The sequence below is a fragment of the Leyella stercorea genome (genome assembly GCF_021531655.1).
The window spans coordinates 61,999-87,682 of sequence record NZ_JADYUF010000005.1 but is presented as its reverse complement, the minus strand read 5'-3'; the positions used below and the strand labels follow the sequence as shown (position 1 = coordinate 87,682).

19 protein-coding genes are annotated in these 25,684 nt (G+C 47.9%); 15 read left to right on the top strand and 4 right to left on the bottom strand.

Annotated features, from left to right (window positions below):
* The first annotated feature begins 147 nt into the window (after window positions 1-147).
* From I6E49_RS02580 to I6E49_RS02555, 6 genes are all read left to right on the top strand, one after another.
* Window positions 148-1,650, top strand: a complete 1,503-nt coding sequence (locus I6E49_RS02580) for a 2-isopropylmalate synthase (RefSeq protein ID WP_235400271.1) — start codon at window positions 148-150, stop codon at window positions 1,648-1,650.
* Window positions 1,651-1,718: 68 nt separating this feature from the next.
* On the top strand, window positions 1,719-3,116 hold the full coding sequence (gene leuC, locus I6E49_RS02575; protein ID WP_235400270.1) for a 3-isopropylmalate dehydratase large subunit: 1,398 nt from the start codon (window positions 1,719-1,721) through the stop codon (window positions 3,114-3,116).
* Window positions 3,117-3,143: 27 nt separating this feature from the next.
* Window positions 3,144-3,731: a 3-isopropylmalate dehydratase small subunit gene (gene leuD / locus I6E49_RS02570; RefSeq protein ID WP_235400269.1), complete on the top strand. Its 588-nt coding sequence runs from the start codon at window positions 3,144-3,146 to the stop codon at window positions 3,729-3,731.
* Between the two features lie 5 nt (window positions 3,732-3,736).
* The gene (locus I6E49_RS02565) at window positions 3,737-5,263 is read left to right on the top strand and encodes an alpha-isopropylmalate synthase regulatory domain-containing protein (RefSeq protein ID WP_235400267.1); all 1,527 of its coding nucleotides are present in this window, start codon (window positions 3,737-3,739) and stop codon (window positions 5,261-5,263) included.
* 24 nt (window positions 5,264-5,287) lie between these two features.
* Window positions 5,288-6,349, top strand: a complete 1,062-nt coding sequence (gene leuB, locus I6E49_RS02560; protein WP_235400266.1) for a 3-isopropylmalate dehydrogenase — start codon at window positions 5,288-5,290, stop codon at window positions 6,347-6,349.
* A gap of 4 nt (window positions 6,350-6,353) precedes the next feature.
* Window positions 6,354-7,028 (top strand): tetratricopeptide repeat protein, encoded by a 675-nt coding sequence (locus I6E49_RS02555; protein ID WP_235400264.1) that lies wholly within the window; start codon window positions 6,354-6,356, stop codon window positions 7,026-7,028.
* Window positions 7,029-7,084: 56 nt separating this feature from the next.
* Here the strand turns inward: I6E49_RS02555 and hemW are convergent, their stop codons facing one another.
* Window positions 7,085-8,221, bottom strand: coding sequence for a radical SAM family heme chaperone HemW (hemW, locus tag I6E49_RS02550; protein WP_235400263.1), 1,137 nt, complete (start codon window positions 8,219-8,221; stop codon window positions 7,085-7,087).
* Window positions 8,222-8,420: 199 nt separating this feature from the next.
* On the opposite strand from hemW, the gene I6E49_RS02545 reads away from it, so the two are divergent.
* The 6 genes from I6E49_RS02545 (at window position 8,421) to I6E49_RS02520 (ending at window position 16,969) form a co-directional block, all read left to right on the top strand.
* A complete protein-coding gene (locus I6E49_RS02545; RefSeq protein ID WP_235400262.1) occupies window positions 8,421-10,580 on the top strand; it encodes an elongation factor G in 2,160 nt (719 codons plus the stop codon).
* 190 nt (window positions 10,581-10,770) lie between these two features.
* The gene (locus tag I6E49_RS02540) at window positions 10,771-11,472 is read left to right on the top strand and encodes a glycoside hydrolase family 25 protein (protein ID WP_235400261.1); all 702 of its coding nucleotides are present in this window, start codon (window positions 10,771-10,773) and stop codon (window positions 11,470-11,472) included.
* A 71-nt stretch (window positions 11,473-11,543) separates the two neighbouring features.
* On the top strand, window positions 11,544-12,629 hold the full coding sequence (locus I6E49_RS02535) for a zinc ribbon domain-containing protein (protein WP_235400260.1): 1,086 nt from the start codon (window positions 11,544-11,546) through the stop codon (window positions 12,627-12,629).
* Between the two features lie 110 nt (window positions 12,630-12,739).
* A complete protein-coding gene (locus I6E49_RS02530; protein WP_235400259.1) occupies window positions 12,740-14,491 on the top strand; it encodes a phospho-sugar mutase in 1,752 nt (583 codons plus the stop codon).
* 98 nt (window positions 14,492-14,589) lie between these two features.
* A complete protein-coding gene (locus I6E49_RS02525; RefSeq protein ID WP_262911500.1) occupies window positions 14,590-16,800 on the top strand; it encodes a GH92 family glycosyl hydrolase in 2,211 nt (736 codons plus the stop codon).
* 10 nt (window positions 16,801-16,810) lie between these two features.
* On the top strand, window positions 16,811-16,969 hold the full coding sequence (locus tag I6E49_RS02520; protein ID WP_235400258.1) for a hypothetical protein: 159 nt from the start codon (window positions 16,811-16,813) through the stop codon (window positions 16,967-16,969).
* A 153-nt stretch (window positions 16,970-17,122) separates the two neighbouring features.
* Here the strand turns inward: I6E49_RS02520 and I6E49_RS02515 are convergent, their stop codons facing one another.
* Both I6E49_RS02515 and proS read right to left on the bottom strand, forming a co-directional pair.
* On the bottom strand, window positions 17,123-18,820 hold the full coding sequence (locus I6E49_RS02515; protein WP_235400256.1) for a putative transporter: 1,698 nt from the start codon (window positions 18,818-18,820) through the stop codon (window positions 17,123-17,125).
* Between the two features lie 115 nt (window positions 18,821-18,935).
* Entirely contained in the window at window positions 18,936-20,417 is a 1,482-nt protein-coding gene (gene proS / locus I6E49_RS02510; protein WP_235400254.1) for a proline--tRNA ligase, read from the bottom strand.
* Between the two features lie 170 nt (window positions 20,418-20,587).
* Between proS and I6E49_RS02505 the strand changes: the two genes are divergently transcribed.
* The 3 genes from I6E49_RS02505 (at window position 20,588) to I6E49_RS02495 (ending at window position 24,535) form a co-directional block, all read left to right on the top strand.
* Window positions 20,588-21,262: an OmpA family protein gene (locus I6E49_RS02505; protein WP_235400253.1), complete on the top strand. Its 675-nt coding sequence runs from the start codon at window positions 20,588-20,590 to the stop codon at window positions 21,260-21,262.
* Between the two features lie 81 nt (window positions 21,263-21,343).
* The gene (gene mtgA / locus I6E49_RS02500) at window positions 21,344-22,087 is read left to right on the top strand and encodes a monofunctional biosynthetic peptidoglycan transglycosylase (protein ID WP_235400251.1); all 744 of its coding nucleotides are present in this window, start codon (window positions 21,344-21,346) and stop codon (window positions 22,085-22,087) included.
* 159 nt (window positions 22,088-22,246) lie between these two features.
* Window positions 22,247-24,535 (top strand): ATP-dependent helicase, encoded by a 2,289-nt coding sequence (locus tag I6E49_RS02495; RefSeq protein ID WP_235400250.1) that lies wholly within the window; start codon window positions 22,247-22,249, stop codon window positions 24,533-24,535.
* 186 nt (window positions 24,536-24,721) lie between these two features.
* Here the strand turns inward: I6E49_RS02495 and I6E49_RS02490 are convergent, their stop codons facing one another.
* A complete protein-coding gene (locus tag I6E49_RS02490; RefSeq protein WP_235400249.1) occupies window positions 24,722-25,651 on the bottom strand; it encodes a glucosaminidase domain-containing protein in 930 nt (309 codons plus the stop codon).
* Window positions 25,652-25,684: the final 33 nt, after the last annotated feature.

The window sequence follows — 25,684 nt, the reverse complement described above, 5'->3', positions numbered from 1 at the left end:
GAACGGGGTAGTGTATGCTAATAGGTTGCCGCAAACAATACAGTCTCTCTTATGAGCAGATGACAAGAAAAACCTTTCTCACTAACCCCTACAAGGTAGTGTGAAAGGTTTTTTCGGTTTAAGTAATAACGTAAAACACATATAAGGATGAGTGAAAGATTGTATATTTTTGACACTACGCTCCGCGATGGCGAGCAGGTGCCAGGATGCCAGTTGAATACCGTTGAGAAGATACAAGTGGCAAAGCAGCTTGAGCAATTGGGTGTAGACGTGATTGAAGCAGGATTTCCTATTTCCAGTCCGGGCGACTTCAATTCGGTCATTGAGATTTCAAAGGCTGTGACATGGCCAACTATCTGTGCTCTGACACGTGCTGTAGAGAAGGACATAGATTGTGCTGCCGAGGCTCTGAAGTATGCCAAGCGCGGACGCATCCATACAGGTATCGGTACGTCAGATTCGCACATCAAGTATAAGTTTCACTCAAACCGTGAGGAGATAATAGAGCGTGCCGTTCGTGCCGTGGCCTATGCCAAGCGATATGTAGAGGACGTAGAGTTCTATGCCGAGGATGCCGGACGTACCGACAACGAGTATCTGGCACGTGTGGTTGAGGCTGTCATCAAGGCTGGCGCTACCGTCATCAACATTCCCGACACTACGGGCTACTGTCTGCCCGAGGAGTATGGAGCCAAAATAAAGTATCTGATAGAGCATGTGGATAACATCGACAAGGCCATACTTTCAACCCATTGCCACAACGACTTGGGTCTTGCCACAGCCAATACGCTGAGCGGAGTGCTGAACGGAGCGCGTCAGGTAGAGGTGACAATCAATGGTATCGGTGAGCGTGCGGGAAACACTTCGCTCGAAGAGATTGCCATGATTCTGAAGTGTCACAACGGCATCAATATTGACACCAACATAAACACTACAAAGATTTGCCCCACAAGCCGCATGGTTTCGAGCCTGATGAACATGCCCGTTCAGCCTAACAAGGCCATTGTGGGTCGTAACGCATTCGCCCACAGTAGCGGCATCCACCAGGACGGAGTGCTGAAGAATGTTAGCACATACGAGATTATCGACCCGAAGGATGTAGGTCTGGACAGCGGCAGCATAGTGCTGACAGCACGATCGGGCAGAGCCGCCTTGAAGTATCGCCTCGGAGTGCTGGGTGTGAAGATAGACGACGAGTCGAAGATAGACACTATCTACCAGCAGTTCCTCAAGCTTGCCGACCGTAAGAAGGAGGTCAACGACGATGACATACTCATGTTGGCAGGTGCTGACGCCAAGGCTTCGCACGCCGTGAAGCTCGACTTCCTGCAGGTTACTACAGGCATGGGCGTTAAGAGTGTGGCAAGCATCGGACTCGACATCTCAGGACAGAAGTTTGAAGAGGCTTCTACGGGCAACGGTCCGGTAGATGCTGCCATCAAGGCTCTCAAGAAGATCATTCAGAAGCAGATGACCCTGAAGGAGTTTACAATCCAGGCCATCTCGAAGGGATCGGACGACGTGGGCAAGGTACACATGCAGGTGGAGTACGACGGAAGCGTGTACTACGGATTCGGAGCCAATACCGACATCGTGACGGCTTCTGTTGAGGCTTACATTGACTGTATCAACAAGTTTCGCGTGAAATAGGCTGCCCGCTCGTTCAGCCCACAATCAATACAAACAATCAATAACATTAACAATATAAACATATTATAATGAACACATTATTCGACAAAATCTGGGATAAGCATGTTGTGCAGACGATCAAGGATGGTCCTACACAATTGTATATAGACCGTCTTTACTGCCATGAGGTGACTTCGCCTCAAGCCTTTGCCGGCATGCGTGCCCGCGGACTCAAGATGTTCCGTCCCGACCACATATTCTGCATGCCCGACCATAACACTCCTACACACGACCAGGACAAGCCCATTGAAGACCCCGTATCAAAGCGTCAGGTGGACACATTGGCTAAGAATGCTGCTGATTTCGGCGTTACACACTTCGCCATGAACTCTAAGGACAACGGTATCATCCACGTTGTAGGACCGGAGAAGGGTCTCTCTCTGCCAGGTATGACAATCGTGTGTGGCGACTCGCACACATCTACCCATGGCGCTATGGGTGCTGTAGCTTTCGGTATCGGAACTTCTGAGGTAGAGATGGTTATGGCCTCACAATGCATTCTGCAGACCAAGCCGAAGTCGATGCGTATAAGCGTCAACGGAAAGTTGGCAAAGGGCGTTACGCCTAAGGATGTAGCTCTCTACCTGATGAGCCGACTCACCACTTCGGGCGCTACCGGATATTTCGTTGAATATGCTGGCGACGTAGTGCGCGACATGTCTATGGAGGGCCGACTCACACTCTGCAACCTCTCTATCGAGATGGGTGCGCGTGGCGGATTTGTTGCTCCCGACGAGACAACATTCGAATATATCAAGGGTCGCGAATATGCTCCTAAGGGCGAGGATTGGGACAAGGCCGTGGCTTACTGGAAGACTCTGAAGAGTGGCGACGATGCCGTGTTCGACAAGGAACTCGTGTTTGATGCTGCCGACATAGAGCCGCGCATCACTTACGGCACTAATCCTGGTATGGGTATCGGTATTACAGAGACCATCCCGACACTCGATGAGATAGACAAGGCTGGTCAGGCTTCGTTCAAGAAGTCGCTTGCATACATGGGATTTGAGCCAGGCGAGAAGCTTCTCGGTCATAAGATTGACTATGTATTCCTCGGTGCCTGCACCAACGGACGTATTGAAGACTTCCGTGCATTTGCCTCTATCGTGAAGGGACGCCATAAGGCAGAAGGCGTTACGGCATGGCTTGTGCCGGGCTCATGGCTCGTAGACAAGCAGATTAGAGAGGAGGGACTGGACAAGGTCCTTACCGAAGCTGGTTTCGAGATTCGCCAGCCGGGCTGCTCGGCATGTCTTGCCATGAACGATGACAAGATACCAGCAGGCAAGTATTCGGTATCGACATCCAACCGTAACTTTGAGGGTCGTCAGGGACCAGGCTCACGCACCATCCTTGCTTCACCTCTGGTAGCAGCTGCAGCAGCAGTTACGGGAGTGGTAACAGACCCGAGAGAACTCATGTTCTAATGTTTAATGTTTAATAATTGAAGAATAATGAAACAGAAATTCAACGTTATAACCTCCACATGCATCCCACTTCCACTTGAGAATGTGGATACCGACCAGATTATACCAGCCCGCTTCCTTAAGGCTATCGACAAGGAAGGTATGGGCGACAACCTATTCCGCGACTGGCGATATAATGCCGACGGTACTCCCAAACCCGACTTCGTTATGAACGATCCGTCGTATAGCGGAGTGATACTCGTAGCAGGTAAGAACTTCGGTTCGGGCTCTTCGCGCGAGCATGCAGCTTGGGCTATTGCCGGAGCCGGATTCCGTGTGGTCATCAGCTCGTTCTTTGCCGACATTCACAAGAACAACGAACTCAACAATCTTGTGCTGCCGGTAGTGGTGAGCGAGGAATTCCTTAAGGAACTCTTTGCCAGCATCGACAAGGACCACAAGACAGAGGTGAAGGTGGATCTGCCCAATCAGACTGTGACAAACCTCGCTACAGGCAAGAGCGAGCATTTTGAGATAAACGGATACAAGAAGCATTGCCTTGAAAACGGACTCGACGACGTAGACTTCCTTGTACAGAACCGTGATAAGGTTGAAGCATGGGAGCAAGAACAATAGAAATAATGGACTGTACACTCCGCGATGGCGAGCAGACCAGCGGAGTGTCATTCCTTCCTCATGAGAAACTCATGATGGCACGTATGCTTCTTGGCGATGTCAATGTGAATCGTATAGAAGTGGCTTCGGCACGTGTCTCTGAGGGTGAGAAGGAAGCTGTGCGCATGATATGCCGTTATGCCGAGAGTGTGGGCAAGCTGAATAGGGTAGAAGTGTTGGGCTTTGTCGATGGTGGCAAGTCAATCGACTGGATTGACGAATGCGGATGCAAGGTTATAAACCTGCTTGCAAAGGGTTCGCTCAAGCATTGTACGCATCAGCTCAAGAAGACTCCCGAAGAGCATATTGACGGAATATACGAGTCGCTCACCCTTGCCATGCAGAAGGGTATGGCTGTAAATCTGTATCTTGAGGATTGGAGTAGTGGCATGAAGGATTCGCCCGACTATGTGTTCAAGATGATGGACGCCCTCGTGGAGAGTGGAATCAAGCGTTTCCTTCTGCCCGATACATTGGGCATACTCAACCCTATGGAGGTGACGAAGTATTTCGGCCAGATGGTGGAGCGCTATCCCGACACCAACTTCGAATTCCATGCACATAACGACTACGACCTTGCCGTAGCCAATTCGTTGGCTGCTGTGGTGAGTGGCGCAAGCGGTCTGCATGTCACGGTGAACGGACTGGGTGAGCGTTGTGGCAATGCCCCGCTTGCAAGCGTGCAGGCTATACTTAAAGACCAGCTCGGTATTGAAACCAGTATCCGTGAAGACCGATTGGGCGAAATAAGCCGACTGGTAGAGGGATATTCTGGTATTGCCATTGCGCCGAACCAGCCTATCGTAGGCGAAAATGTGTTCACGCAAGTGGCTGGTGTTCATGCCGATGGCGACAATAAGGACAACCTTTACTGCAACAATCTTGTGCCTGAACGTTTCGGACGTAAGCGCGAGTATGCACTTGGTAAGAATAGCGGTAGGGCAAACATCGCAAAGAACCTGGAACTGCTCGGACTGGAACTCACTCCCGAACAGACACGTCGTGTGACACAACGCATTACCGAACTGGGCGACCGCAAGGAGATTGTAACTCAGGAAGACCTGCCATTCATCGTGAGCGACGTGCTGAAGCATTCGGCTCCCGAAGACAAGATAAAGCTTGTGAGCTATATGGTGTCGCTTGCCTACGGACTGCGCCCTATGGCAACTGTTAAGGTGGAGATTGACGGCAAGCAGTATGAGGACAACGCTCTTGGCGACGGACAGTATGACGCTTTCGTGAAGGCTATGCGCAAGATATACCGCGAACGTCTTGGACGCACATTCCCAACACTTGAGAATTATGCCGTGTCAATACCGCCTGGCGGACGCACAGACGCACTCGTGCAGACTGTCATAACATGGCGTAGCGGCGAGAAGATACTGCGTACACGTGGACTCGATGCCGACCAGACCGAAGCTGCAATCAAGGCTACAATCAAGATGCTTAACATCGTGGAGCAGGAACAACTGCAAGACTCAGAATCAAAATAAACAATACAATAAAAAACAAAGGATATGAAATTATCAATAGCTGTACTTCCCGGCGACGGTATCGGACCCGAGATTATGACCGAAGGTGTGAAGGTAATGAAGGTTGTGGCTGAAAAGTTCGGTCACGAATTCAGTTTTAAGGAAGCCATTTGTGGAGCTCATGCCATTGACGAAGTGGGCGACCCCTTCCCTGAAGACACTTTCCAGACATGTCTGAATGCCGATGCTGTGCTCTTTGCAGCTGTAGGCGATCCACGTTTCGACAACGATCCTACTGCCAAGGTACGTCCTGAGCAGGGCCTTCTGGCTATGCGCAAGAAGCTCGGATTGTTTGCCAATGTGCGTCCAGTTGCCACTTTCGACTGCCTTCTACACAAGTCACCCCTTAAGGACGAATTGCTCAAGGGTGCCGACTTTGTTGTAATACGTGAGCTTACTGGCGGTATGTATTTCGGCGAGAAGTATCAGGACAACGACAAGGCATACGATACCGACATCTATACCCGTCCGGAGATAGAGCGCATCCTTAAGGTTGCATTCGAGTTTGCCATGAAGCGCAACAAGCACCTTACCGTTGTTGACAAGGCCAACGTTCTGGCTTCGTCACGTCTGTGGCGCCAGATTGCCAAGGAGATGGAACCGCAGTATCCTGAGGTGAACACCGACTATATGTTTATCGACAACGCCTCAATGCGCGTGCTTACCGAACCTACTTTCTTTGACGTTATCGTTACAGAGAATACATTTGGCGACATTCTTACCGACGAGACTTCTTGCATCACAGGTTCAATGGGATTGCAGCCGTCAAGTTCGCTTGGCGAGCACACTCCGTTGTTTGAGCCGGTACACGGTTCATGGCCGCAGGCAGCAGGCAAGAACCTTGCCAACCCAGTAGCACAGATTCTTTCGGCAGCCATGCTTCTTGAACATTTCGGACTGAATGAGGAAGGAGCGCTTGTACGTAAGGCTGTTGACGCTTCGCTTGATGCCAACGTACGTACTCCTGAGATTCAGGTTGAGGGTGGCGCACAGTACGGTACGGCTGAGGTTGGTCAGTGGATTGCCGACTATATAGCTAAAGCTTAACTTTATGAAGACCTTAATACTTGTTCTGGCATTAATTGCGCTTAATGCAAACACTATGTTTGCACAGACAAGGCAGCAGCTTCGCGACAGCTTGTCGGCTGCTTCTGAGGCATTGTCGTTCCATCCCGATTCCTTAAACCTGCGTTTAAGGAAAGCGTCGTGGAATGTGCAGCTTGAGGAATGGCAGTATGCCCGTGATGAGTACGATTATGTCTTGCGACGTGATCCGAACAATCTGGCTGCTCTGTTCTATCGCGCCTTTGTCAACGAACAGCAGAAACGCTACAAGTTTGCCCGTCTTGATTACGAGCATTTGTTGAGTCTTGTGCCGGGCAACTTTGAGGCCACACTCGGATTGGCTTTGCTTAATCAGAAAGACAGTCACTATACTGAGGCTTTGGACATGATAAACCTATTGGTGACTCAGCATCCCGACAGCGCTGTGGCGTATGCCGCACGTGGCGGAATGGAAGTGGAGCGCAAGATGTACGGTCCTGCCGAGTACGATTATAGCAAGGCAATAGAACTGAAGCCGCTCAATACCGACTTCAGACTGAATCGTGCCAATGTGCGCATATTGATGAAGCGCAAGAAGGAGGCACGTGAAGACCTGGACGAAATGGTGAAACTTGGAGTTCCAAGAGCCAACCTTATTGAATGGTATAGAAAGTGTAAATAAAAAAACGATGAGGCATCACCAACAAATGCAAGTTGGTGATGCCTCGTCGTTTTATGTTAAATTTTAATCAAGTCGCTCATAATCATATCGCTGACAAACAATCCCTCGCGTGTCAGTTGCAGACGATTGTCGGTATGCTTTAGCAATCCGTTCTTGATGTGAATGTCGGCACATTGTAGGGCGTATTGTCGGAATGTGGGGCTGATTGAGTCGAGATTCATACCGTCTGATGTTCGCAGGGCGGTAGTGACAAGGTCGTTGTAGTGGGTGGTCGCGTCAATCGTCTCGCTCTCAGAAGGAAGCATTCCGTTGTTGATGGCTTTGATATATTGGCGTATGTCGGTTATGTTCCAGCTGCGTGTACCTATGTTGTAGGAGTGGGCTGAAGCTCCAATCCCAAGATATGGCACATTATGCCAGTAACTGCTGTTGTGTATAGAGCGATAGCCGGGCTTTGCAAAATTGCTTATCTCGTAATGCTCATAGCCGGCAGCTTTGAGCGCGTCCATAAGGTACTTATACATAGCCAACGACGTTTCGTCATCAATCTGGGTTATCTTGCCTTCACTCATCATACGATACAGCGTCGTACCCTCTTCATACATAAGACTGTAGGCAGAAATATGCGTGGGCGCAAGACTGACGGCTGTCTGCACGTCAGATTCCCATTCGTCGAGCGTCTGGTTGGGAAATCCGAAGATGAGGTCGATACTTATATTCTCAATTCCAGCATCTTTTATAATCCTAACGGCATCAATGGCTTGCGATGATGTGTGGCGACGATGTAGAAACTGCAATCGCGAGTCGTCGAAAGTCTGAATGCCCATGCTTATACGATTGATACCGATTGAGCGCAACCGATTGACAAACTCAGGCGTTATGTCATCGGGATTGACTTCGATGGTCACTTCGCGCGGATTGCCGGGGAAACATTCTGACACGGTATTGAGAATTTCTTGAATGTCGGAAAGAGGGAGAGTTGAAGGAGTTCCTCCGCCAATGTAAATGGTGTCGACCATATTAGTATTGTCTATGCAGCCCAATTCTTTGAACTCGGAACTGCGCATATGCATCTCCTTGATTAAAGCTGCGGCATAATCGTGCTGCAAGCCGAATAAAGTGGAGCTGTAGAAGCCACAGTATATGCAACGACTCTTGCAAAAAGGTATGTGGATGTATATTCCTGTTTTCATCTGTCTATATAATAATGTGTAAATGGCGACATCGTGCCTTAGGAGAATGCAAAAGTACTAATAAGTAAAAAAAAATCATCACTTTTGTGGCTTTTCTTTTGGTTTCTATTCTTATTTTTATAACTTAGTAGTCGGATAAACCCCGCCCCAAGTTTATCCGCCATGAATAATTTACATTAACCATTTAAAACCTGAAGATATGAGGGTCTATCAAACAAATGAAATCAAGAACATTGCCCTTTTAGGCAGTGCGGGTAGCGGCAAGACCACTCTTGCCGAGTCTATGATTTTCGGTAGTGGTATCATCAAGCGCCGTGGAACAGTGGAGGCAAAGAACACGGTAAGTGACTACTTCCCAGTTGAGCATGAATATGGTTATTCTGTATTCCCGACTGTTTTCCATGTTGAGTGGAACAACAAAAAGCTTAATATTATTGACTGCCCGGGTTCTGACGACTTCATTGGTGGCGCAATTACAGCTTTGAACGTTACTGATCAGGCTGTTATTCTTATCAACGGACAGTATGGTCCAGAGGTTGGCACACAGAACAATTTCCGATATACAGAGAAATTGCATAAGCCAGTAATCTTCCTTGTAAACCAACTCGATTCGGACAAGTGCGACTTTGACAACATTATCAACAACATGAAGGCCATTTATGGTTCAAAGTGCGTACAGATTCAGTATCCAGTTAGTACAGGCAGTAATTTCGGAGCCATCGTTGACGTGCTTCTTATGAAGATGTACACATGGGGTCCGGAAGGCGGTATGCCTACAATTGTAGACATCCCAGAAAGCGAGAAGGAGAAAGCTATGGAGCTTCACAAGATTCTTGTGGAGGCAGCTGCTGAGAACGATGAGACGCTTATGGAGAAATTTTTTGAGGAGGAAACTCTCTCAGAGGACGAACTTCGTGAGGGTATACGCAAGGGACTTGTAACACGTTCAATCTTCCCCGTATTCTGTGTATGTGCGGGTAAGGATATGGGCGTTCGCCGACTGATGGAATTCCTTGGCAATGTGGTTCCGTTTGTTAGCGAGATGCCGAAATTACACAATACACGAGGCGAGGAAATCACCCCTGATACCAATGGCCCGGAATCTGTTTATTTCTTCAAGACTGGTATGGAGCCGCACATCGGCGAAGTAAGCTACTTCAAGGTAATGAGCGGTAAAGTGAAGTCGGGCGACGACCTGGCAAATGCCGACCGTGGCTCGAAGGAACGTATCGGACAAATCTATGTATGTGCTGGCGCAAACCGTATTCCTGTAGACGAACTTGTGGCTGGTGATATTGGTTGCACAGTTAAGCTGAAAGATGTAAAGACAGGAAACACCCTCAATGGTAAGGATTGCGAATGGAGGTTTGACTTCATCAAGTATCCTAACCCCAAATTCTCACGTGCAATCAAGGCTGAGAATACTGCCGAAACAGAAAAGCTGATGGTTGCGCTTCTGCGTATGCATCAGGAAGACCCGACATGGCTCGTTGAACAGAGCAAGGAATTGCGTCAGACTATTGTACGCGGACAGGGTGAGTTCCATCTCCGTACATTGAAGTGGCGTCTGGAGAACAACGAGAAGCTGAACGTTAAGTTTGAGCCTACACGCATTCCTTATCGCGAAACCATCACTAAGATGGCACGTGCTGAGTATCGTCATAAGAAGCAGTCGGGTGGTGCAGGACAGTTCGGTGAAGTACATCTCATCATTGAGCCGTATGCAGAAGGAATGCCCGATCCAACATCTTACAAGATTAACGGTCAGGAGTTCAAGATTAACATCAAGGGTCGTGAAGAAGTAAATCTGGAATGGGGCGGTAAGCTCGTGTTTATCAACTCTGTTGTAGGTGGTGCCATTGATACACGCTTCATGCCTGCAATACTGAAGGGTATTATGGACCGTATGGAGCACGGACCTCTTACTGGCAGCTATGCACGCGACGTGAGAGTGATTGTTTACGACGGCAAGATGCACCCGGTAGACTCTAACGAGTTGTCGTTTATGCTTGCTGCACGCAATGCTTTCTCTGCAGCATTTAAGGAGGCTGGTCCGAAGATTCTGGAGCCTATCTACGACCTCGAAGTTTATGTTCCTGCCGATTACATGGGCGACGTAATGAGTGACCTGCAGGGACGCAGAGCTCTCATTATGGGTATGGATAGCGAGGCAGGATACCAGAAACTCCAGGCTAAGATTCCATTGAAGGAACTGAGCAACTATTCTATCTCGTTGAGTAGCCTCACTGGCGGACGTGCTTCGTTCACAACCAAGTTTGCAAGTTACGAGCTTGTTCCGAACGATCTGCAGCAGAAGCTTATTGACGAACATGCTGCCGAGACAGCAGATGAGGAATAATAAGAGTTTTATAACTTATTATTAAAGGCGGTAACGCTTTAGTTACCCAAAGAAATGGTAAGATAGTTTATTTGCGAATATCGCTTGGATAAACTGTCTTACCTTTTTGTGTTCTTGCGAATAACGTGAATTTAAAATAATTTAATTTCTTTGTGTTGTCTTCTTTTTCCTGTAACTTTGCAATATGAATATGAATATCTGCAAATACATAATAACGTTGGTCTGTACGCTTAGTTGGACTGGCGTTTCTGCTCAAGACAATCAGGTGCAATGTGAAGATACGTGCTCGCATGTTCACGGAATAGATTTAAGCCACTATCAAGGCGAAGTGTTTTGGGAGGCAATAGGTGACAACTCAAAGATGGCATACGTCTATCTTAAAGCTACAGAAGGAGGCGACCGTATAGACGATAAGTATGAACGGAACATTGAACTGGCGCATAAGTATGGGTTGAAAGTAGGCTCTTATCATTTCTTCCGTCCTAAGACACCGCTTAAGCTACAGCTTGAGAATTTTATGGCTCAATGTCGTCCGTCGCAGCAGGACTTGATACCTATGATTGATGTAGAGACAAAGCAAGGACTGTCTAATGATGCCTTTCGCGATTCGTTGATGACATTTCTGACAATGGTGGAGAAAGCATATCACCAGAAGCCGCTAGTGTATACCGGAACCAACTTCTACAATAAATATATGTCTGGGCTGATGAACGGCTACAAGCTTATGATAGCCCAGTATTCTTTTAACGAGCCTGTACTGAACGATGGTAACGACTATATGTTGTGGCAGTATACGGGTAAGGGACATATTGACGGTATACGTGGATATGTAGACAAGAGTCGCTTTATGGGACGTCACGGATTGCGCGAAATCCGATTCAGACATTATTGATGTAAAACACTTGTCGTATAAAGCTCATATAATAAACTATAACGTGATAAATCAAATATTAATATCGTATAATGGCAATAATAAAATGTCCGGAGTGCAATCACGAGATTAGTGATAAGGCTCCAGTATGTCCCTGTTGCGGGGCTCCTATTGCAGACCATGTAGTGACATGCCCGGAATGTGGCAAGGTGTATTTCTCTAATCAGACAGAATGTCCGCAATGTCACCATTTGACGGGGAAGGAAGTGGCTGCTCAAGCCGAAGTCCATACCAAACCTACCAATGTGCATAAGAACAATCGTATTATAATAATGGTGGTGGTGGCTGTAGCATTGGTAGTATGCGGAATTTGCTATGCCTTCTATCACAATGCCCAGTCGGACAAGGAGCAGATCGCTTATGAAGCGGCTATGGCAAGCCAGGATGCAGACGTATTGCAGAATTATCTTGCAATGTATCCTAATGCACCCGAAGAGCATGTTGACTCCATACAGTCGCACCTTGAAATGCTTAAAGCTATCGACCGGGATTGGACTAATGCTATGGTAAGTGGTTCGAAGAGTGCAATAGAGCGCTATCTTGCAGAGTATCCCAACTCACCTTTCAAGAATACTGCACAGCATATGATTGACTCTATAGACTGGTCGGTGGCAAGTGCAGCTGGTAATGTGGAGTCGTTGGAGGCTTATATTGAGAGCCATCCCGATGGCGACTATGTTGAAGAGGCCAATGATGCAATTAAGAATCTTAACACAACAACGGTACAGCCAGAGGATAAACTTCTGGTGGCTGGTGTGTTCAACAGCTTCTTCCAAAGTCTGAATGCACGCGACGAGGAAGCTCTTACAAGCACAACAAGTCCGCTTATGACAAAGTTTCTCGGCAAAAGCAATGCCACACGTAGTGATGTCGTCACTTTCATGCATAAGATATATAAGAATGGTGTAAGCACAATGAAGTGGCAGCCGATGGACGATTACAAAATCAGCAAGAAAGACATAGGAAGCCAGAAGATAGAATATACTGTTGTCTTCTCGGCAAAGCAGACTGTAACACATGATGACGGAAGCGCCGAAGATTTGCAATACCGTGTAAATGCTAAAGTTAGTCCCGAAGGACTGATTTCTGAATTTAATATGGTAAAGATACTTGAATAAATATTTGCAGCGAAAAAAAACTGCAATTATGCTGACAATTCATTTTTTATAGTTAACTTTGCCGTTGACCTAAATTGAAGTAATTTTAAACGTTAAAATATGAATTTATTATGGAAAATAACCAGAAGCTAATAGCCCAGTGTGAGGCAAGAGCCAAGCAGTGGCTTACGCCGGCATTCGACGAGGACACTCGTAAAGAGGTACAGGCTATGTTGGATTCAGAAGACAAGTCAGCCCTTATTGATGCATTCTATCAGAATTTGGAATTTGGTACAGGCGGTTTGCGTGGCACTATGGGTGTCGGTACTAACCGTATGAACAAGTATATAGTAGGTATGGCCACACAGGGCTTTGCCAACTACATCCTCAAGGCTTTCCCTGGTGAGGAAAACCTCTCTGTTGTTGTAGGTCACGACTGCCGCAACAACTCACGTCTCTTCGCTGAGACTGTAGCAGCTATCTTCTCTGCCAATGGCATCAAGGCTTACTTGTTTGAAAGCCTTCGTCCGACACCTGAGATTTCATTTGCTATCCGCGAGTTGGGAGCTAAGGCTGGTGTTAATGTTACAGCTTCGCACAATCCTAAGGAATACAACGGCTATAAGGCTTACTGGAGCGACGGCGCACAGGTGCTTGCTCCGCACGATACCGGCATCATCGATGAGGTGAACAAGGTTTGTATCGACGACGTTAAGTTCGAGGCTAACTGGGATAATATTCAGATTATCGGTGGCGAGATGGACTACGACTATATGGAGGCTGTTCGCTCGGCAATGGTCGACCAGGACGTTATCAACCGTCAGAAGGATCTCAACATCGTTTATACTCCGATGCACGGAACAGGTCGTGTTATCGTGCCTCTCTGCTTGCGTTCTTGGGGATTCCAGAACATCAACGTTGTGCCAGAGCAGATGATAATCGACGGCAACTTCCCGACAGTAGTATCGCCTAACCCAGAGAACTCTGAGGCTATGACTCTCGGTATGAAGCTCGGTACAAAGCTCAATGCTGACCTTGTAGTTGCTACTGACCCTGACGCTGACCGTCTTGCTATTGTATGTCGTGACGACAAGGGCGAGTGGGTGATCATCAACGGCAATCAGACTGCTATGATGTTCTGCTACTACATCATTGAGAACAAGAAGAAGCTTGGCAAGCTTAAGCCGACTGACTTCCTCGTTAAGACTATTGTTACAACTGAGGTTATTGCTGAGATTGCCAAGAAGAATAACGTAGAACTGCGCGACTGCTACACAGGCTTCAAGTGGATTGCACGCGAGATAGCTATCTCTGAGGGCAAGCAGCAGTATATTGGTGGTGGTGAGGAGAGCTTCGGCTTCTTGCCATACGACAAGGTTCGTGATAAGGACGCTCCTGCTTCTATCTGCCTCATCTGCGAAATCGCAGCCTGGGCTAAGGACCAGGGCAAGACTCTCTACGACCTTCTCATGCAGATTTATGCTGACTATGGATTCTCTAAGGAGTTTACAGTTAACGTAGTACGTCCGGGTAAGACAGGTGCTGACGAAATCAAGCAGATGATGGCAGACTTCCGTGCTAATCCTCCTAAGGAGCTTGGCGGAAGCAACATTTGCCTCTGGAAGGACTATCAGACCCTGACAGCAACACGCGAGGACGGTTCTGTAGAGAAGCTCGAAATGCCTACTACAAGCAACGTTCTGCAGTGGTTCTGCACAGACGGTACTAAGGTGAGCGTACGTCCGTCGGGTACTGAGCCTAAAATTAAGTTCTATATTGAGGTGAAGGATCCTTCGTTCAAGTGTGCCGGATGCTACCAGCGTTGCAATAAGGCTGCTGAGGAGAAGATTGAGGCCATCAAGAAGAGCCTTAACCTCGACTAATCTGTCTTTAACCTAAGTAAGATAATCAGATAAAATAATGTGGGAGACTTCGGCTAAAAGTATTTTTGCCTAAGTCTCCCTTTTTGGTTTTTAGGAAAATGAACAATAAACTCTTCATTACTGCAGCAATTGCATTCGGACTGGCGCATACGGCTGTCAGTATGGCTGCTGCTGATAACGCCTCGAAGGCTAATTTTTCCACGAAGGTGAACACGCTCATTGGGACCGACTATACAGGTAATACTTATCCAGGAGCCCAAACCCCGTTTGGAATGGTGCAACTCAGTCCTGACAACGGATTGCCTGGTTGGGACCGTATTGCGGGCTACTTCTATCCCGATAGCACAATCGCCGGATTTTCGCATACACATCTTTCGGGAACGGGTGCTGGCGACTTGTATGACATTTCTTTCTTGCCAGTAACGTTGCCCCTTAATGATGCGCCCGCTCCACTCGGCATTCATTCCAAGTTCAGTCACGATGATGAGACTGCACATGCCGGATATTATCAGGTTCGTCTCACCGACTATGACATTAATGTAGAGCTTACAGCAACACCAAGATGTGGAGTGCAGCGTTACACATTTCCTAATAAAGGACGCCAGCGTATGGTAATCCTTAACCTTACGAAGGCTATGAACTGGGACGCCACCAAAGACACCAAGATAACGCAAATAGACAAGTGTACTATTGAGGGCTATCGCTTTTCTGACGGTTGGGCGCGTAATCAGCGTGTGTGGTTCCGTACACGATTCTCGCAACCTATAGATAACATCCAGTTCGAACGTACCGAACTGAAGACTGAGGATGGACATGTTACAGGCTATGGTTATGTGGCACGTATCATGTTTGCTGCTGACGGACCATCGCAGCTGACGCTTGTCACGGCTTTGTCGGCAACGGGTCAGGATGGTGCAGCAAAGAACCTGGCTGCTGAGGCCCCTAATGATGATTTCGATTATTATCGTAGTCTGGCAGAAGGACAATGGAACCAGGAATTGGGAAGAATAGAGGTGGAAGGTGGCACAGCGTCTCAGCAGACAACATTCTATACTGCTTTATATCATGCCATGATAGCCCCCACATTACTTAATGATGTAGACGGAACCTATATGGGAGCCGACCGTAAGATACACCATGCAAGCGGATGGAATAATTATGAGACTTGTTCGTTGTGGGATACCTATCGTGCCGCTCATCCTTTGTATACCATTGTCGACCCCAAGCGTGCCGGCGATATGGTAAATTCGCTTGTCGCATTCAGTAAGGAGAATGGCAGGCTGCCCGTGTGGAATATGTGGGCATCGGAAACGGATATGATGATAGGTTATCATGCCGCATCGGTTATTGCTGAAGCGGTATTGAAGGGTGTTCCGGGAATAAATGCGGGTGAGGCCCTTGCTGAATGTGTGAAGACAGCCAATCTTGATGATTATCGCGGCATAGGACTGTATAAACGTCTTGGCTATGTGCCATATGATGTGAAGGAACCTACATTGGGTGATGACTGGTCGCTGTCGCGTACTTTGGAGTATGCATACGATGACGCTTGTATTGCTGCCCTTGCAAAGCATTTGGGCAAGAAGGACATAAACAAGACGTTTGCAAAGCGTGCCCAAAACTATCGTAATGTATATTGTCCGGGTTCTACGTTCATGCAGCCGCGTGACTCCAAGGGCAACTTCCAGCCCAATTATTCGCCCGACGATTATACGTCGCACATCTGTGAGTCGAACGGATGGCACTATATGTGGTCTGTACAGCACGACATAAAGGGACTTGAGGCGCTTGTGGGAGAGCAACGCTTTGCTGACAAACTCGACAGCCTGTTCACGTATACACCTGCTGCCAATGCCGAATTGCCTCTCTTCAGTACGGGAATGATAGGGCAGTATGCTCACGGCAATGAGCCGAGTCATCATGCAGCCTATATATTCAACAAGATAGGACAGTCCGAGAAGACCCAGCGCTATGTTCACGAGATTCTGACAAAACTCTACAACGACTCTCCGGCTGGCTTGTGTGGCAACGAAGATTGCGGACAGACGTCGGCATGGTATGTCTTCTCAGCCATGGGTTTCTATCCGATGAACCCGATAAGCTGCGAGTATGAGATGGGTACGCCACTCTTCGATCGTGTAACGTTGCACTTGGATAACGGCAAGACTTTTGTCGTTGAGGCTATAGGCAAGACTCCTGACGGTTATAAAGTTAAGGACGTAGAACTTAACGGCCGACGATTGAAGGCGACTTACATTACCCACAAGGACATAGTAAGAGGCGGCAAACTGAAGTTCATTATGAAATAAAAAGTAGCGTATGAATGATTTCTGGAATAAAAGACTTGGTAGCGACGATGACTATAGGCGCGACGAGTTGATAAAGAAAATTGTTGATGTGATAGAACATATGAGTATAGAAGAGCTTGAAGCTTTGGCTTACGGAATGTCTACCAAGACGGCTGCTTCGGAACTATAACCTGATTGGTACTGGAGTTTATTATTAATATACTTTGCGGTTTATTATTAATATACTTCACGTTTTATTATTAATATACTTTGCGGATTAAATAAAAATAGGGGTGTGTCACTATTCAGACGCACCCCTATTTATGTTTTATATATTATGTGTTTATCCGCAGCAGAACAGCACGATGAGCTGTGCTGTGAAGATACGCAAGAACATTGACAGCGGATATACTGTAGAGTAGCCGATGGCAGGGGCCTCACGCGAGCAGATAGAGTTGGCGTAAGCCAATGCTGGAGGGTCGGTACATGTACCGGCAAGCATACCCATAATGGTGAAGTAGTTGAACTTGAACTTCAATCGGGCTATCGTACCGATTATAAGAATAGGTATGATAGTGATGAGGAAGCCTGTGAACACATACATCAATCCGTCGCCTTCTACTACTGTATCCCAGAAGTGTGCGCCTGCCTTTACGCCTACGCTGGCAAGGAAGAGTACAAGACCCATTTCACGGAGCATCATATTGGCTGATGTGGTGGTATAGGTGTTGAGCTTCATACGATGGCCGAAACGACCGATGAGGATAGCGATGATAAGCGGACCACCTGCGATACCGAGCTTCATAGGAACTGGCATACCAGGGATGGCGAAAGGTATGCTTCCGAAGAGAATACCTATAATGATACCGATGAAGATAGTGGCGATGTTAGGAGTGTCAAGACGCTTGACAGAGTTGCCCATAAGGTCGGCAATGCGGTTGACATTGTCTGTAGGACCAACTACAAGAATCTTATCGCCTACCTGGAAACGGTAGTTGCGCGATGCGAAGAGGTCCATACCCTGACGTGAGATACGTGTCACAGTCACACCATAAACGCTTGAGAAGTGCATCTTGCCGAGTTCCTTGCCGTTCATTGACGGGTTGGTGATGACGATACGCTTAGATATAAGCGGCTGGTTGCTTTGGTCTTCCTCCCAAGGCTTTTCTATCTCCGGGCCGATAAAAGCCTGGATAGCCTCTGCGTCAGCTGCAGCACATACTACGAGTACTTCGTCGCCCATATGGAATACGTCTCGTGAACTTGGTATAGACACATTGCCATCATGCAGAAGACGTGAGAAAACAACATCGCGGTTCAGAAACTCGTTAATCTGCTTGACTGTGCGTCCTGCAAGATAGGTGTTGTCTACCTTAAGGTGCATCTGCAAAGGCTTGGTGTGAGCGTTGTCGCCTGCTTCTTCTTTGAGTTCTTCTTCTTCCTCTTCGAGCTTAGTACGTGTGAGGAAGCGTACGGCAATTGTAGCTCCGATAATGCCAAGCACGCCGAGCGGATAGGCGCAGGCATAACCGGCTGCAATCTGAGGTACAGCACCGTCTACAGCCTTCCATACTGATTCGAGAGCCTCATTGGCAGCACCAAGACCCGGGGTATTGGTCACGGCACCATAAAGAGTGCCCACCATCATAGGCAAGTTGGTCTTGTCGTTGGTGTCGAAGAAGATGAAGTAGCATGCGAACATTACGCCGACGTTCAGCAATACAAGTGTTGTAGAGAGCAAGTTGAGCGTAACGCCACCCTTTTTGAAACTCTCGAAGAAGCCCGGACCAACCTGAAGACCGATACAGAATACGAACAGAATAAGTCCGAAGTCCTGAATAAAGCTCAAGATGTTGGTAGGGCCGGTAAAACCGATGTGTCCTGCCACGATACCGGCAAAGAGCACAAACGTCACTCCGAGTGAGATGCCGCCAATCTTAATTTTTCCCAACAGAATACCAACGGCAATTACCACGGCATAGAGCAGGGCGATGTGGGCAATGGACTCGGTGTTTGTGAATAAGTTGATTATCCAATCCATTGTTTTGAGTGATGTTTAAATTAGTATATTAATAATGTCTCTGTTTTTTTCTTAGGCAACTTTATTAATGAGAGGATATGGTGTTTGAAGCCATAGCCTCTCATTGTGTGTGTAATTAGTAGCTGCGAGCTATGATGACGCGTTGTGTAGCGGGCTTGCCCGATACCATATCCACGCCTGGTGTTTGTTCGAACATGAACGGCACGCAGCGTATTGTTGCCTGTGTGTCTTCTTTGATCTTGGCCTCAGTCTCGGCTGTGCCGTCCCAGTGGCAGAGGAAGAAACCGCCATCCTTGACGCGCTCCTTGAACTCCTCGTAGTTGTCGCACTCGTAGATGTGTGCGTTGCGATAGTCGAGAGCCTTCTTGAATATGTTGTCCTGAATGTTGTCTAGCAGTTTCTCAACATATTCGGCAATGCCTTCGATAGGACGTGACTCCTTCTCAAGTGTATCACGACGCATAACTTCAATAGTGCCTTCCTCCAGATCGCGTGCTCCGAGTACAAGACGTACTGGTACACCCTTCAGTTCGTAATCGGCAAACTTGAAGCCCGGACGCTTGTTGTCGGCATCGTCGTATTTAACGCTAATGCCCTTAGAGCGCAGTTCGTTGATAATAGGTGTGAGCTTTTCGGTTACGGCGTTGAGCTGCTCTGCATTCTTTGTTACGGGGATGATAACAACCTGTATCGGGGCGAGCTTCGGAGGCAATACCAGTCCGTTGTCGTCAGAGTGAGTCATGATAAGAGCGCCGATGAGTCGTGTAGACACGCCCCATGAAGTAGCCCATACATACTCAGGCTTGTTGTCCTTGTTGAGGAATGTTACGTCGAAAGCCTTGGCAAAGTTCTGTCCGAGGAAGTGTGATGTACCACTCTGCAGAGCCTTGCCGTCCTGCATCATAGCCTCGATAGTATAGGTGTTCAAGGCACCTGCGAAACGCTCGGTCTCGCTCTTTACGCCCTGGACTACAGGTACAGCCATCCACTTCTCTGCGAAGTCTGCGTAAACATGCAGCATCTTCTGTGCTTCTGCCTCAGCCTCCTCGCGTGTAGCATGAGCTGTATGGCCTTCCTGCCAGAGGAATTCTGATGTGCGCAAGAAAGGACGTGTACGCATCTCCCAACGCATCACGTTGCACCATTGGTTGCACATTAATGGGAGGTCGCGGTAGGAGTGTATCCAGTTCTTATATGTGTTCCATATGATAGTCTCGGATGTCGGACGTACGATGAGTTCCTCCTCAAGCTTGGCGCTCGGATCGACCTCAATACCCGACTTGTCGTCATTGACGCGCAGACGATAGTGAGTTACTACGGCGCACTCTTTGGCGAAACCTTCTACGTGCTCAGCCTCGCGGCTGAAGAAAGATTTCGGGATGAGCAATGGGAAATAAGCGTTCTGTGCACCAGTCTCCTTGAACATAAGGTCGAGCTGATGCTGCATTTTCTCCCAAATAGCGTAGCCGTAAGGCTTGATGACCATACATCCGCGTACGGCTGACTGCTCTGCGAGGTCAGCCTTGGCAACGATATCGTTGTACCACTGGCTGTAGTTCTCTGAGCGTTTTGTCAGATGTTTTAATTCTTTTGCCATTGTTTGTGTGATATAATTTTAAATTCTAATTCAATTCTTAATTTGCTCTGCAAAAATACAAAAAAATGTTGTAATATTGCTACACTATCGAAAAAACAACTATCTTTGCATTTATAAAATGCGTCGTGTGGCGCAGAATTCATATTTTTAACACATTAATATAGAAGAAAATGAATAAGTTAAAAGGAGCAACATTAGCAATGGGTATGCTTGCTGTAGTAAGTTGCAACACAAAACAGGGTACAGGCTCACTTATAGGTGCCGGCGGTGGTGCCCTTATTGGTGGTATTATTGGAAAGCTTGCAGGCAATACTGCAGTTGGTGCTGCAATTGGTGGCGCTGTAGGTGCTGGTACTGGAGCTTTGATAGGTCGTCATATGGACAAGGTGGCTGAGCAGGCTAAGCAGATAGAGAACGCCAAGGTAGAGAAGGTTACAGACAGCAATGGTCTTGAGGCTGTTAAGGTGACATTCGACTCTGGTATCCTTTTCGCAACTAACAAGGCTGACCTCAACGCCTCTTCAAAGAGCGCTTTAGCCAAGTTCTCTAATACTCTGAAGGAGAACAACTTGCTCTCGGTTGACATCTATGGTCATACCGATAGTACTGGCAACGACGGCATCAACATTCCTCTTAGCAACAAGCGTGCTCAGAGTGTGGCTAATTATCTGCAGAGCTGTGGCGTTTCTAATTCACAGTTCAAGAACATCTCTGGTAAGGGTAGCTCAGAGCCTGTTGCCGACAACTCAACTCAGGCTGGTCGTACTCAGAACCGCCGTGTAGAGGTTTATCTCTATGCAAGCAAGGCTATGGTAGATGCTGCCAATGCTGGAACACTTAAGTAAATCGTTATAAACATCTGATAGACAATCGTCTGTGTGTAAGTTCAAGCTTCACTCAGACGATTGTTGCGTGTATAAGAATATATGAAATTTGGTATTATTTCCAAGGTCGTACGTTGGGCTGCGGCTCTTTTCTTCGGTTCTACCATTCTGGCTGTAGTAGCTTATCGTTTTTTGCCCGTTTATGTTACTCCATTGATGGTAATACGTTGTGTGCAGCAGGTAGGCGAGGGCAAGTCGATAACCTTGCATCATAGCTGGAAGTCGCTTGACGAGATCTCGTGCCATCTGCCCGTGGCTGTAATGGCGAGCGAAGACCAGCGCTTTCTCATACATCACGGCTTCGACTTCGGGGCAATACAGAAGGCAGCCCGTAATAATGCTCGTGGTTCCGGACGCAAGCTTGGAGCCAGCACTATATCGCAGCAGACAGCAAAGAATGTGTTTCTTTGGCCCGGACGCAGCTGGACGCGTAAGGGTTTTGAGGTGTATTTCACGGCTCTTATTGAGATGCTCTGGAGCAAGCAACGCATTATGGAGGTCTATCTGAATTCTATCGAGATGGGTGATGGAATATATGGTGCCGAGGCTGTGGCTAAGTATCATTTCGGCAAGGCGGCATCCGAGCTCACCCGTTCGGAATGTGCCCTTGTTGCAGCAACCTTGCCCAATCCCCGCAAGTTTGACAGTAGCAATCCGAGTGCCTATATGCGTGCTCGTCGTGGCAGTATAGAGTATCAGATGAAGTTCATCCCGTCATTTCCGCGCGAAGGCGAGGATTACGACCCGAACACCACTTCGGGAGGGGTCTATCATCGTCGCAGATAATCTGGCTGAATATTCTCCTCCCCCTTGACAAGCAACTTCAGTTTGCTCGACAGGCAATTTCATTTCTCTCGGGAGGCAACTTTATTTTCCCGGCAAGAAAATTTTGCAACTACGCGAGGAAACAATAAAACTATAACAAAATAACAAATACGAAAACAAGTGGAAAATCTTCTTTCATCGCTCAATCCCAACCAACGGGCTGCCGTAGAATATGTTGACGGCGCCCAACTTGTTATTGCTGGTGCAGGATCAGGCAAGACGCGTGTGCTTACCTATAAGATTGCTTATCTGTTGAGCCGTGGCATGAATCCGTGGAACATTCTTGCCTTGACATTTACCAACAAGGCTGCACGGGAGATGAAAGACCGTATCGCCCAATTGGTAGGCCATGACCAGGCACGCTACTTGAATATGGGCACTTTCCACTCCATCTTCTTGCGCATATTGCGTGTCGAAGCCGAGACGATAGGCTTGAGCTCAAACTTCACTATTTATGACGATTCTGACTCGCGTGGTCTTGTCGGTTCAATCATCAAGGAGATGCAGCTCGACGACAAAGCGTATAAGCCCTCGGCAGTACTCTCGCGTATAGGGATGGCAAAGAACAATCTCATCACTCCCGACGCCTATCTGTCAGATGCCCAGCTGCGTGACCGCGACATACGCTCCAAGATGCCACGTATTGGCGACATCTATCGCATCTACGCCCAACGTTGTCTGGCTGCCAATGCTGTCGATTTTGACGATATGCTTCTCTTTACCTACATCCTTTTCCGAAACCATCCCGAAGTGTGCCGCAAGTATGCCGAGAGGTTTGCTTATGTCCTTGTTGACGAGTATCAGGACACCAACTACGCTCAGCAATGTATTGTCACTCTGCTTACGCATGAACATAACAGAATCTGCGTAGTGGGCGATGACGCTCAGAGTATCTACGCCTTCCGCGGAGCCAATATTGACAATATACTCAACTTCCAGCGTATGTATCAAGGCGCCAAGCTGTTCAAACTCGAGCAGAACTACCGCAGCACACAAAACATCGTAGGAGCAGCCAATTGTCTTATACGTCACAACCGCCGCCAGATAGAGAAGACTGTATTCAGCGAGAATCCTGAGGGCGACAAGATTACGCTCAATATTGCCTATAGTGATAAGGAGGAGGCTGCTATTGTGGCTAACGAGATTCGCCGCTTGCACAATCGTGAACATGTGCCTTATGGAGGATTTGCCATCCTGTATCGCACTAACGCCCAGAGCCGTATCTTCGAGGATGAATTGCGCAGGCAGGGCACACCTTATCGTATTTATGGCGGAATGAGCTTCTATCAACGTAAGGAAATAAAGGACATAATAGCTTATTTCCGACTCGTGGCCAATCCTAACGACGAGGAGGCTTTGAAGCGCATCATCAATTATCCCAAACGTGGAATCGGAGCTACGTCGGTAGACAAGCTTATAGCGGCAGCACGTCGCTATGACAAGAGCTTGTGGACTGTCGTTTCCAGCCCAACCGCTTTTGCTCCGGAAGTAAGTGCTGCAGCCGCACGCCGTATAGTGGCGTTCCGCGACATGATGCAGACCTATATCGACCAGCGCAAGCAGACTGACGCTTATGCTCTCGGCAAGTTGATAATAGAGCAGACCGGACTTGCAGCCGAGATTTTTTCCGGTGGCGACGATGATGCTTTGGACAGACGTGAGAATGTGGAGGAATTCCTCTCCGGACTCCATGACTTTGTTGACAGCAAGCGTGAGGAAGACCATGCCGATGAGGTCTATATCGACCGCTTCTTGCAGGAGGTGGCTCTTATAACTGATGCCGACCGCGATGCGGATAAGGACGAGAATTCATTGGTGTCGCTTATGACAATACATGCTTCTAAGGGACTTGAGTTTGATACGGTCTTCGTGGTTGGTGTTGAGGAAAATCTGTTCCCGAGTCCGAGAGCATGCGAGTTCCCTCGTGAACTTGAGGAGGAGCGTCGTCTGTTCTATGTGGCAATCACCCGAGCTGAGAAACGATGCTTGCTGTCTTGTGCCAAGAGCCGTTACCAATACGGCAACATGCTGTTTAATGAACCGAGCCGTTTCTTGCGTGAGATTGACCCGCAATGGATGAATGTAAATGGAAGGCTCTCGTCAAATCGCAGCAGATCTGAAGAGAACGCCTTCGATAGCCAGCCGTTTGGAAAGAACGGTTACATCCGTAGCCACTTTGGCGATACGAATAATGTCCGTAATAGACATGAGGATAGTACAAAACCTTCAGGCACGTTCTCAAAGTCAAGCGTTTCGGTTGGTGCTCGTATCGAGCATCAACGCTTCGGGCTTGGTAGTGTGATTCGTGTCGAAGGAAGTGGCGAGAACGAGAAGGCCACGGTCGAATTTGATAATGCAGGAGTCAAGACGTTGCTGCTTAAGTTTGCAAGATTTAATATAGTAGGGTAGAGCAGCTCTTGGCTTCGGGATGCGTTCGGGATGCGTTCGGGATGCGTTCGGGACAGACTGCTTTGGAAACTGTCCGACATTAGGCCGTAAATATACAAAAAACAACATTGTCAACACTACTATTGAAGTGAGACAATGTTGTTTTTGGTATCTATGATGATCTTTCGAATGTTCAGCCGTTATTGGTTAGCGTACTCTCAGACGGTCGCCCACCTGAATCTGGTAGTCGGGCTGCAGATGGTTCATCTTGTAAAGACTCTTCAGTCGGATGCCATACAACTGGGCTATAGAGTACATGCTCTCGCCAGCTCTTACAACGTGCGGAGTACGACGGTACTGTTTCTCGGCACGCTTCTGCTTCTTTTTCAGATACACCACGTCGCCTTGGGCAAGCATATCCTTCTTGTTGCGCTCGTTATAGCGTGCCAGCTTGCGAGCCGAAATGCCCGTTTCGCGAGCCAGTTCCTTAAATGTGTCGCCCGTCTTGGCTATTACATAATAGTTCTTGTTGTAGAACTTCACGACATGTAAAGAGCCGTCAGGAGCAGGCTTGTCGGTAGATACATGACGCGCCATAAAGCGGTCGTACGAAGTGGCACGGTCGTAGCAGCTGAGGTTGTACAGCTCGATTATCTGTATCAGTTTTGTTGCATACTGAGGGTTGGTAGCATATCCGCAGGCCTTCAGTCCACGTGCCCATGAGCGGTAGTCGGTACGCTTGTAGTCAAACAGTCTGGCGTATCGCGACTGAGTGGCCAGAAAACGGCTATGGTCCTCGTAGCTCTGTCGTGCGTTGTCGTAGGCACGGAAGCATTCGCCTCGTGCGTCGTCATCATGATACACGCGTCGTCCGGTCCATCCGTGACACTTTATGCCGAAATGGTTGTTGCCTGCACGTGTCAGGTCACTACGTCCGGCAGCACTCTCAAGCAGTCCTTGTGCGAGCGTGATGCTGGCAGGTATATTATAACGTAGCATCTGCTCTATGGCCAAATCCTTGTATTGGTCGACGTATGCCTTGTAAGCCGAGTTCCACTTCATTTGTGCCAAGGCTGCCGAAGAGCCGATAGTTATGCATAATATGAGCAGACAGGCTGTTTTCTTCAGAATATTCATGTTGTTTTGGATTGTTATTTGCTTGATTTTGTA